This window comes from Limosilactobacillus agrestis (assembly GCF_014145585.1).
GTDB lineage: Bacteria > Bacillota > Bacilli > Lactobacillales > Lactobacillaceae > Limosilactobacillus > Limosilactobacillus agrestis.
The window spans coordinates 1-11325 of the sequence record NZ_JACIVF010000052.1; the positions used below are offsets into that span (position 1 = coordinate 1).

The following is an 11325-nucleotide window of genomic DNA, read 5'->3' on the forward strand; positions in this document are numbered from 1 at the left end:
GTGGGCTTATATCTCAGCGATGATTGATGAAGCGAGTCAAGAGATTCTAGCTTTTCAAATAGGTATTAGTCCGAACAAAGAACTGATTGTAAAAACTGTAGAAGAATTAATTACCAATCTACCTGATAATGCTTATCCAATTATCCATTCGGATCAGGGCTGGCATTACCAGTTAGGTTACTATACCCAAAAATTGGCGGATCACCAGTTTATTCAAAGTATGTCACGGAAGGGAAATTGCCTGGATAACGCTCCAGTAGAAAGTTTCTTTCACTTATTTAAGACTGAGTTACTAGCAGGATTTCTGCCTTGTAAGGATATTGCAGAATTAAGCAAACTTTCTCAAGAATATGTTCAATATTTTAATCATGTTAGAACAACCTTAAAAACAAAAGGCATGACTCCGGTTGAATACCGAAATCATGCCTTAGCAGCTTAATATTTTAATTTTGTCTAACTTTTTTCTTGCACTTCACTCAAAAGTATCTTGAGTCCCTGCTATTTATTCATTTTAAATTATCCCCAAACTTCTGTAGCAATCTCTTTAGCAAGTACAATCTTTTTCCATTGTTGTTCTTCTGTTAAAATATTTCCTTCTTCAGTTGATGCAAAACCACATTGAGGACTAAGACAGAGCTTATCTAATGGATGGAATTGCGCAGCTTCATGAATTCGTTTGATAATTGCTTCCTTATCTTCAAGTTCACCTGATTTTGAAGTAATTAAACCAAGAACAACATACTTATCATCAGGAACTTTGCTAAGTGGTTCAAATCCGCCAGCACGTTCACTATCGTATTCGAGATAGAAGGCAGTGACGTTTTCCTTAGCAAATAGCGTGTCGGCGACTGGTCCATAACCACCGGCAGCAGCCCAGGTTGAGTGGTAGTTTCCGCGACAAACGTGGGTATTAATTGTTAAGTCGGCAGGTAAATTAGCAATTGCCTCATTATTTACTTTTAAGAATCGCTTTTGAAGGGCTTCAAGCTGAGATACATCAGCATGGGGGTCTTTTTTCTTTAGGTTAGCAAAGGCGTTAACAGAAATTCCCCATGTACAGTCATCTAGTTGAAGAGTACGACAACCAACAGCATATAGATCTTCAATCACTTGATGATAAGCAGCTGCAACGTCATGATCTAAATCTTCTTGGTTGGGATAAAATTCTTTAGCATTAGCTTGATTTTCGGGACGAAGAAATTCTTCTAAAAATTGTGCTGGCGCAGGAATGGTTTGTTTAACTTGAACGCCATCAGAGGTATGAGCTTGGGTAAATTTGAAATGTTCGACAAAGGGGTGATTTTCGCCGGAGATTTTTCCCGTAATTTGAGCAGTTTCAGGACGAGTCTCTTCATCTGCAAACTTATAGCCCTCCTTTAGAGTAGCTTTTTTAACGCCATTTAATCCCCAGAAGAAGTCAAGGTGCCACCAACTACGCCGGAATTCACCGTCAGTAACTGCTTTCAAGCCGGCAGCTTCTTCTTGTTTAATCAAATTAATAATTGCTTTATCTTCAACAGCTGTTAAGTCTGCTTGTGTTATTTCGCCGTTTGCAAATTTTGCGCGAGCTTCTTTTAGCTCTTGAGGACGAAGGAAACTTCCAACGATGTCATAACGAAATGGTGATGTAGTACGTGTAGTGAATTCAGTCATAGTAAATCGATCCTTTCTATTCGTGATGGGTTCAAGAATTGAAGCAATAAAAAAGTCCCTAGGAAAAATATTTCTACTTTTCCTAGGGACGTTGATTAATCAATAGTTAATTAACGTGTTACCACCCTAATTTGATAGCATCTCACAATACTATCCTCAATAGGTACACTAATGGAAGCTATACCTAGACGTTTTATCGGTCGTCAATCGTGAACTACTTATATAGAATACTCGTAATTCGTGAAGCTCCAAGACCATCTTCATCTCAGTCTCTTATGTCACCTCTCATCAACCGTGATTCTCTGTAATAAGATTCTAAGATTACTCATCTTTTCTAAGCTGTTTCTCATTTATTTGTCATTATAATACGCGGATGAAATATGAATGTCAAGATAATTTATAACAAAAAATAAATCTTGACATTTATAACCTAAAGTATTAAACTAGGCAAAAATTAAAATATGATTATAAAAACACGTTGAAAAGAAGAGTAATTATGAGTGGACTAGCAGAGAGTCCTTGGTTGATGGAAAAGGATAACCTGCTTATAATGAAAATCACTTTGAGTGCCATGATGAAATTAGTAATTAATGGTGGGATCAGCCCATTATAGCTGACGTGTTTAATGGAAACATTGAACATTTGAGGCTAATAATGTGAATTATCGGCAAATTAAGGTGGTACCACGCAAAAAGCGTCCTTAGGTTAAGTCATTTAATCTAAGGACGCTTTTTTATAGTCATAAAAAGGAGAGATAATTATGAAGTTTACAGTCGTTGGTGCGGGTGCGATGGGATTACGGTTTGGTGTTCTATTACAAGAAGCGGGTAATGAAGTTGATTTTGTTGAAGGGTGGTTACCACATTACAACAAGATGAAAGAACAAGAAGGAGTTTATGTAACTCGCGAACATAAAAATAAACATCTTGTTCCCGTTAATATTTATACACCTGAAGAATACGAGGCTACAGATGCCGATTTTGTTTTCTTTGAATTAAAACAAATGCAGTTAGACGATATGTTAAAACGTTGTGAACACTTCTTGAAGAACCAATATGCGATGACAGCAATGAATGGAATGGGACATGTTGAAAAATTATTAAAATATTTTCCCAAAGAAAAAGTAGTTGCTGGAACTGCCTTAGTAGCAACCATCTTAGCCAAACCTGGTGAAGTTGAATTTGTTGGCAAACGAGGGATGGGGACGACAAATTGGGCTAATTATACGGAAAGACCTGATGAGAAAACGAAGGCATTAATGGCAGAACTCAAAAAAGCAAACTTTAATCCATCTCTTAAAGATGATTTTATGGGAACGTTGATGGCAAAAGTGGTCTTTAATTCAGTTGTTAATACGCTTTGTACGATGTTTGAAATTACAATGGGTGAATATGCAGCGTTTGATAAGGCCGATGAATTATCTCGTCAATTGATTGATGAAGCGTATGACGTTTGTGAGCGTGCTGGAGTACAACTGGTTAATACACGTGCAGAAGAGCTAGAAAGTATAAATTATGTCTCTAAAGTTGGCTGTCCCCATCATTACCCTTCAATGTACCAAGACATGAGTCACAATCGTCCAGTGGAAGTTGATTATATCAATGGTTACTTTGTTAAGTTGGGTCGTCAATATAATTATGAAGCCAAAACCCATAATTTTGTTACTAATTTAGTCCACTTGGCGGAAACGACTCGTCAAAATAAAAGTGTTGAATAATATTAAAATAGACCTCTAACATTCTAGATCAATGTAGGAGGTCTATCATAATTTAGAAATAAATTTTAATTGCCAGGAATGTCACTATCATCTTGGAAGTTAAATTCGTTGGCATGACGAAGAGAATAGCAGAAGTAAACTCCTAGTCCAATTACCAGCCACAATAAGTATGTTAACCACGCATTAAGTGAGATGCTTACTAATAAAATAATACAAATCAATACTGATAAAATAGGAATAACATTGCCAAAGGGAACCTTAAATGGTCGCTTTAATTCTGGATAACGGTAGCGTAAGATGATTACGATAAGTGAAATCAAAGCAAAAACAACCAATGAGCCGATATTGGCAATTAATGCAAGATAATGGAGATCGAATTCCCCAGCTAGGATAGCAGCAAGAAGTCCGACTAACCAAATAGCATGATTAGGACTTTGGGTTTTGGTATTAACTTTAGCAAGACCTTGAGGAAGAAAGGCGCTTCGACTCATTGACTTCATGATATTTGAACCAGCATAGATGAATGCAAATACAACAGCCATAATCCCTAAAACAGCACCAAGCGAAACAATCTCAGCCACGTATTTATGGCCTTTAGCTAAAAGAACATAGGACATAGCTTCAGAGACATTTAAATCTTTATAACTTAGGACTCCCGTCATAACAAGACTAACTAAAATATAGAGGGCAGTCGAAATAACTAAACATAAAATTATTGCCCGGGGAATATTTTTATCAACATCTTTAGCATCCTCAGCAGAAGTAGCTAATGCATCAAATCCTAGGAAGGAGAAGAAGACAGCAGATGCTCCTGTGAAAATTCCTTTGTATCCATATGGTAAAAATGGGTGCCAGTTAACTGGATTAATATGTTGAACACTAACAACGATAAATAGAATAATAATAAAAATTTTGACACCAACCAAGAAGTTGTTAACAAGTTTGCTTTCACTAGTTCCACGTGTCAGAATAATCGTCATAAAAAGGATCATCAAGACAGCAGGGAGATTTACATAACCACCAGCTGCAGGAGTAACTAGTAATTTTTGGGGTAATTTAACTCCAAGAACTTCTAGAAATGATTGCACATACCCAGTCCAACCATTGGCTACTGTAGCGGTTGTAGTAACGTAGACCCCAATCAGCGTCCATCCAGCAAGGAACGCCATAAATTTACCAATTGAAACCCACGCATAGTAAAAGGCACTTCCTGAATTAGGTAAACTAGTGGTTAATTCTGAATAACAGAGACCAATTAAACCACTAGCAAGAGCAGCAATCAGGAAAGAGAAAACAATTGCTGGACCTGAATCTTCCGCGGCGACAATTCCAGTTAAAACTAAAATTCCAGTTCCGATGATTGCACCAATACCTAAAATAGAAAGGTCGAAGAGGCCGAGAGTTTTCTCATGTTCTTTTCCCTTTGGTAACTGATTTTGCATGATTATGGTTCCTTTCGTAAAATACTGAAAACTAAAGCTTAATTTTACATTAAAAATTGCTGTGAATCAAATTTCGCTTTAAAACTTATTGAAAATCTGCGGTCCACTAATATGGTCTAACCTTTCTATAGTACAAATTTTAATGCTTATGATGAGAATGATTTTAGATAATTCCTTTCAAAACTAGTTATTAATAATGATTTATTTTAAAATAGCTAATGAATTTGAAAAGAAAGCAGATGAACAGATGAAACAGCATAAACTAATTGTTATTTCGCTAGATTCACTAGGTTTTCGTGACCTAAATGAATTACGTCAATTAACACCAACATTAGCAAATTTAATAAAAAAAGGAACCTGGGTAAAAAAGGTTGAAGGAATCTTTCCAACGTTAACTTACCCATCCCATACTTCGATTATTACTGGTCAGTATCCGGCCGTGCATGGAATTATTAACAATACTAAATTGCAGCCACGCCGTCAATCACCTGACTGGTTTTGGTATCGAAAGGATATTCAATCGATGCCCCTCTATGATGTTGCAAAAGAAAAAGGCTTAACAACGGCTGCATTTTTGTGGCCTGTTACTGCTGGCAGTAGGATTAATTATAATCTTGCAGAAATTTTTCCTAATCGAATTTGGACAAATCAAGTACTTGTTTCGTTAAGGGCAAGTAGTCCGTTATTTTTATATGAAATGAATAAAAAATACGGTAAATTACGGCACGGGATTAAGCAGCCATGGCTAGACGATTTTGTAACGGCATGTGCGGTTGATACGATTAAAAATAAAAGGCCTGACTTAACCTTGATTCACTTGGTTGATATGGATAGTATGCGTCACCGTTATGGGGTTCGGTCACCACAAGCTAAAGCGGCATTACAACGCCTGGATAAACGCGTAGCCAAGATAATTCAAGCGACGAAAGATGCTGGTACTTATGCGCAAACAGACTTTGTAATTTTAGGGGACCACTATCAAATTAATGTTGATAAAATGATTCATTTGAATATGTTGTTTGCGCAACAAGGACTTCTTCACCCGCTTGGAAAGAAAAGTACTTATCGAAATAATTGGCAAGTTACTGCTAAAACTTGTGATGGTGAAACTTACATTTATACTCGTGGTGCCGTAGACCGAGGTAAGCTTAAGCAAATGATAGCTGGAATCGAGGGGGTTGAGCGAATTTATGATAACACAGCGGCAATTAAACGGGGCGCAGATCCTAAATGTACATTTTTAGTTGAAGCTAAGCCGGGATATTATTTTACTGATGAGGTAAACAGACCAGCTATTGTAGAAAAAGTTGATCCAGCATCAATTGGAACTCATGATCGATACCGTGGAGTCCATGGTTACGGACCAACACAAGCAAATTACTTCACTACCGCGATTTTTGTCGGTCCACAAATTAAAAGTGGTGCGACTGTTGAAAATGCGCGTCTTGTTGATGAGGGGCCAACGTTTGCTAAAATATTAGGGTTACATTACCCCACACCAACTGCTGGCCAAGCAATTGATGCAATTTTTAAGAACTGAGGTGACGTTGTGAAGTTTACAAAACAACAGTGGCAGTGGATTTTTTATGATTGGGCAAATTCTGGTTATGGAATTTTAGTTGTGACGGCTGTTTTACCTGTTTATTTTAAAGCGGTGGCCGACCATGCTGGTGTTAGTGCGGCCAATTCGACAGCATTGTGGGGATACGCAAATAGTTTTGGCACGCTTATTATTTCATTACTGGCCCCTTTACTAGGAGCATTAGCTGATTATCCGCATGCCAAAAAAAGATGGCTTAATCTTTTTACCTGGTTGGGGATTATAATGACGATGGGGCTTGCCCTTGTCCCAACTAAATACTGGCAATTACTTTTAATTGTTTATATCGGTTCCATAATTGGCTATTCAGGTGGAAATTTATTTTATGATAGTTTCTTAACAGATGTGGCCGCTAATGAGCAAATGGATCGTGTTTCATCTACTGGGTACGGGATGGGCTATTTGGGTGGAGTCGTAGCCTTTATTATCTTTTTGGCGGCAGAACTAAGTAAAGGCTTTGGCGGTCTCCTAAGTAGTTATGGAGTAGCACGATTTAGTTTTATCCTTGCTGCAGTTTGGTGGATTGTTTTTGCGTGGCCATTATTAAAAAATGGTCATCAACGTTATAGCGTCAACAGTGCGGCAAATCCTTTTATTGATAGTTTGCGTCGTCTGAGAAGAACTATGCATCATATTAATCAATATAAGCAGTTAACCTGGTTTTTAGTTGCCTATTTTTTCTATATTGATGGAGTTGATACAATCTTTACGATGGCAACAGTTATTGGGAAAGACTTAGGGATTCAAACAACAATACTGATGGTTGTTCTTTTAGTAGTTCAGTTAATTGCTGTTCCATTTTCAATTTTATATGGGTGGCTGGCTAATAAATTTTCTACGAGACGGATTATTATGCTAGGTATTATTATTTATTTCTTTATTTGTCTTTATGCTTTACGGTTAGAAACTTTGACTGATTTTTGGATTTTAGCTATTTTAGTTGGGACAAGCCAAGGCGGACTTCAAGCACTTAGTAGATCATACTTCGGCCGCCTTGTTCCCAAAAATGACAGTAGTGAATTTTTTGGCTTTTATAATATCCTTGGGAAGTTTTCCGCAATTCTTGGCCCCTTTATTGTTGGAATCGTTACCCAATGGACTAGCAAATCGACGGTTGGGGCTGCTTCATTAAGTGTTCTATTTGCCCTTGGGTTGATTGTGTTTATATTTGCTTCGACTATTAAGGATAAATAAAAACAACCTAAGATTAGGGGGCTGTGACATAAGTCCAGTTCCTTTCATAAAAGAAAAAATAGCGCAGTACAACAATGGCCTCCAATGCTCGGTAAAACCGAACACTGGAGGCCTTGTTGCTTACGGGGGCTCGAAAATGAGCTCCTTTAAAATTACTTGCGAACGTTAAGGATACCTTGACCAATACCAGCAGGGGTGTCAGTCTTAGCTTCAAATGAAAGACCGCTAGTGTGATGTGCTTCTGTAGCTTTACCCATTGCTTTAAATAAATCGTTCATAGTAGACATATCTTAATACCTCCAAAATAACTAGTTTTTTGTTTTTAGAATAATTAATGATTAAATTTAATGGCTCAGAAGCGAGCGTTTATTACTATAAAATCTTTGAATAATAGTGTCAATCATTAATTTTAGGCTGTCCAAAACTTCACAAATGTTTCGAAAACGGTTTATTTTTGGTGGTTAAAGTTATGCTAAAATTTTCACTTTCATAAAATTTAAAACAAAAAAATGGCCTTCACAAAGTTGTGATAAAGCCATTTTTTATCTTAATTACTTTTCGCGGGAGTAAGAGGCAATATCTTCAAGAATTTCATTCATAAATGCTTCTTGACTCATTTCATTTTGTTCTTTTTCACCGTACTTACGAACAGATACACCATTGTTATTCTTTTCGTCGTCTCCAACAACAAGAGTGTATGGAACCTTTTGTGTTTGAGCTTCACGAATCTTGTAGCCCATCTTTTCATTGCGGTGGTCGACGTTAACACGGATGTTAGCAGCCTTCATCTTCTTAGCAAGATCGTCTGCGTATTTACCATGGGCCTCTTCGTTAACAGGAATAATGTGGACTTGTTCTGGAGCTAACCAAGTTGGGAAGGCACCCTTGTAAATTTCTGTTAAGTAAGCCATGAACCGTTCCATTGTTCCAACAACACCACGGTGAATCATAACTGGTTGATGTTCTTTACCGTCTTGACCAACGTAGGAAAGACCGAATCGTTCTGGAAGCATAAAGTCAAGTTGAATAGTGGACATTGTTTCGTCATTTCCAAGGGCAGTCTTAGTTTGAATATCAAGTTTTGGACCATAGAAGGCAGCTTCACCCTCAGCTTCATAGTAATCAAGGTTAAGGTCGTCCATTGCGGACTTCAACATTGATTGGGACTTTTCCCACATTTCGTCATTAGCATAGTACTTCTTAACGTTCTTAGGATCACGAAGAGAAAGACGGAAGCTGTAGTCGGTAATATCAAAGTCTTCGTAAACGCTCATGATCAACTTCAAAATCTTAGCGAATTCAGAACGAATTTGATCAAGAGTAACGAAGGTGTGACCATCGTTCAAAGTCATTTCACGAACCCGTTGAAGACCAGAAAGAGCACCTGATTTTTCATAACGGTGCATCATACCGAGTTCAGCAATCCGTAATGGGAGATCACGGTATGAACGAATATGGTGTTTGTAAACTTGAATATGACTTGGGCAGTTCATTGGCCGTAATTCAAGCATTTCGCCATCACCCATGTCCATTGGTGGGAACATATCGTCGCGGTAGTGTTCCCAGTGACCAGAAGTCTTGTATGCATCAAGATTCATTAGGACTGGAGTATAAACGTGTTGGTAACCATCGGCAACTTCCCGGTCAATAATGTAACGTTCGATTGTCCGGCGAATAGTAGCACCCTTTGGTAACCAGTATGGTAAACCAGCACCAACTTTAGGATCAACAAAGAAGAGGTCAAGTTGATTACCGATAACACGGTGGTCACGTTCCTTAGCTTCTTGACGTTTCTTTAAATCTTCTTCTAATGCGTCCTTCTTGTAGAAGACAGTTCCGTAAATCCGTTGAAGCATGGGATTGGAGGACATTCCCTTCCAGTAAGCACCAGCAACTGAAAGAAGGCGTAAGTTTTTAACAACGTTACCATACAAAAGAATATCATCATCTGCAACGGCTTTAACATCGCCAAGTTGGTACATTGCTACTTTACCATTTTTAGCATTTTCATTGATCAATTCAGTAGAGAAACGATCATCTTTTACTTCATCAAGGGCCTCGTCAACAGGTACTTCAACAAATTCTACCTTAACATCGTTCTTTGCCATTCCCTTGATTACATCTTCAAGAGCAGGTAATTCGTCAGCAGAAACTTGTTGATCATCCTTATCAGAATCAACGTGGAAACCATCTTCATCAGCGACAGCTTCACCAAGTCGAATACCCTTAAATTCTTGTTTTAATGCAGCCTTTAACATTAATGCAGAAAGCTTACGTAATGCTTCTAAACCTTCTTGTGAATCCCGATCGATCTTCTTAACTGATCCATCTGGGGACATAACAGCAACCTGAGCCATAGAAATCTCTCCTTTAATATAAATAAAAACGTCCCTGATACTTCCGACGTTGAAAGTATCAGGGACGTTAATTAACAAAAATTAGCGTGGTTCCACCCATCTTTAGGACATACTAGTAATGTCCTCTCTAAGGTGTGGTAACGGACACGATCCGACTAGCCTTATCTCGGCTAATAATAAGGGAAGGTGGTACAATCATCATTGTCTCTCACAAGTGCTTCCACTCAAGGCACTTACTCTCTGAAGAGGACTTTGAAGATGCATATCCTTCAATCAATTGTCTTGATTATAGCACGCCCACTTTAATTGACAACCCCTTTATCCTAAATTAATATTAATTATTTTAAGAATGAGATTGAACTGATTGTGTATTTGGTTGGGAGCTAGTACTTTGTGAACTTTGGGTAGGTTGTGACCCAGAATTGTTATTTGTTGGTTGTGAAGTGGATGGTTGTTGGTTATTACCTTGATCATGGTGTTCTTCCTGAGATGATTGGTTTTGTTGTGGGGTTGAGGAAGAATTAGTAGTTGGTTGTTGGTTAGTTGAATGATTTGTTTGAGGCACGTTATTTGAATGGCTAGGCGTTGATGTACTATAAGTATCCTGTATGTCATTATCATCACTGTTGTTAGAACTGGAGCGATGCTTATGACTGCTACTACTCTTTTTATGTTTCTTGTGAGATGAAGTGCTAGTAGATACAGTAGTGTCATTATTATCGACATTGACAGGGTCTTGTTGTTTAACTAGGAAAATAACAATGGTTGCAATTAAAACAACTAATAGGAAGCCTAAAATAACCTTAAACATCCGGCGAGAAATACCATATGGATTCTTTTTCTTAGAATTCATTTTTTTAGGGGATGCTGTTTTCCGTTTATGGTTAGGGCTAGTCTGTTTAGGCCTACGATTAAAGAAAGAACGTTTTTTCTTTTCTTCTCCTGGTTCAGGAGTGTCATAAAGTTCAACCCGGGTAGGGCGATGCTTATTATTTTGCTTATTATCTTTATTATTCAATGATTTCACCTCATACTTAATGGGTACTGTATCTAATTCCTTATTATACCATGGAGATTCTAGATGTATTAAAAAATGGTCGACTCATTATGGGCCGACCATTTATCGCATTTCTTCATAGCTATTTTGAGAGGGATAGTATAGAAGAAAAAATAGGGGTTTATTTATATTAGGGATTGTTTATACTATACCGTTCAAGTATGAACATTTTGTGAAAGAATCATTACAAAAATAAAAAACTGAAAATTAATGACGTGTACCCTTAAAGTTGGAACCTGTATGTTCTTGCTTTAAAATTGAATAAATATTTTTCTAGGCAACTAGATTCTGCTCATATTGAAGTG

Annotated in this window: 9 protein-coding genes and 1 other annotated feature; of the genes, 4 read left to right on the forward strand and 5 right to left on the reverse strand. The window is 37.6% G+C overall.

Annotated features, from left to right (window positions below; genetic code table 11):
• Nucleotides 1-439 (forward strand): IS3 family transposase (locus H5R88_RS04405; RefSeq protein WP_182600359.1); only part of this gene is annotated, 439 nt, incomplete at its 5' end.
• A 77-nt stretch (nt 440-516) separates the two neighbouring features.
• Here the strand turns inward: H5R88_RS04405 and H5R88_RS04410 are convergent.
• Nucleotides 517-1653 carry a 5-methyltetrahydropteroyltriglutamate--homocysteine S-methyltransferase gene (locus H5R88_RS04410; protein WP_182600360.1) on the reverse strand — a complete coding sequence of 379 codons (1137 nt, stop codon included), beginning with the start codon at nt 1651-1653 and terminating at the stop codon, nt 517-519.
• Between the two features lie 469 nt (nt 1654-2122).
• Nucleotides 2123-2358, forward strand: a binding site (T-box leader).
• 55 nt (nt 2359-2413) lie between these two features.
• Between H5R88_RS04410 and H5R88_RS04415 the strand changes: the two genes are divergently transcribed.
• Nucleotides 2414-3370 carry a ketopantoate reductase family protein gene (locus H5R88_RS04415; protein WP_182600361.1) on the forward strand — a complete coding sequence of 319 codons (957 nt, stop codon included), beginning with the start codon at nt 2414-2416 and terminating at the stop codon, nt 3368-3370.
• 65 nt (nt 3371-3435) lie between these two features.
• Here H5R88_RS04415 and H5R88_RS04420 read toward each other — a convergent pair whose 3' ends face one another.
• Nucleotides 3436-4812 (reverse strand): APC family permease, encoded by a 1377-nt coding sequence (locus tag H5R88_RS04420; protein WP_182600362.1) that lies wholly within the window; start codon nt 4810-4812, stop codon nt 3436-3438.
• 247 nt (nt 4813-5059) lie between these two features.
• Here H5R88_RS04420 and H5R88_RS04425 point away from each other — a divergent pair, with 247 nt between their 5' ends.
• Both H5R88_RS04425 and H5R88_RS04430 read left to right on the forward strand, forming a co-directional pair.
• Nucleotides 5060-6352 carry an alkaline phosphatase family protein gene (locus H5R88_RS04425; RefSeq protein WP_182600363.1) on the forward strand — a complete coding sequence of 431 codons (1293 nt, stop codon included), beginning with the start codon at nt 5060-5062 and terminating at the stop codon, nt 6350-6352.
• 9 nt (nt 6353-6361) lie between these two features.
• Nucleotides 6362-7606, forward strand: a complete 1245-nt coding sequence (locus H5R88_RS04430; protein ID WP_182600364.1) for an MFS transporter — start codon at nt 6362-6364, stop codon at nt 7604-7606.
• 152 nt (nt 7607-7758) lie between these two features.
• Here the strand turns inward: H5R88_RS04430 and H5R88_RS09650 are convergent, their stop codons facing one another.
• The 3 genes from H5R88_RS09650 to H5R88_RS04440 all read right to left on the reverse strand — a co-directional run bounded on the left by H5R88_RS09650 (nt 7759) and on the right by H5R88_RS04440 (nt 10981).
• Entirely contained in the window at nt 7759-7893 is a 135-nt protein-coding gene (locus H5R88_RS09650; protein WP_259393968.1) for a hypothetical protein, read from the reverse strand.
• 264 nt (nt 7894-8157) lie between these two features.
• The gene (gene thrS / locus H5R88_RS04435; protein ID WP_182600365.1) at nt 8158-9963 is read right to left on the reverse strand and encodes a threonine--tRNA ligase; all 1806 of its coding nucleotides are present in this window, start codon (nt 9961-9963) and stop codon (nt 8158-8160) included.
• A gap of 343 nt (nt 9964-10306) precedes the next feature.
• Nucleotides 10307-10981 carry a hypothetical protein gene (locus H5R88_RS04440; protein ID WP_182600366.1) on the reverse strand — a complete coding sequence of 225 codons (675 nt, stop codon included), beginning with the start codon at nt 10979-10981 and terminating at the stop codon, nt 10307-10309.
• Nucleotides 10982-11325: the final 344 nt, after the last annotated feature.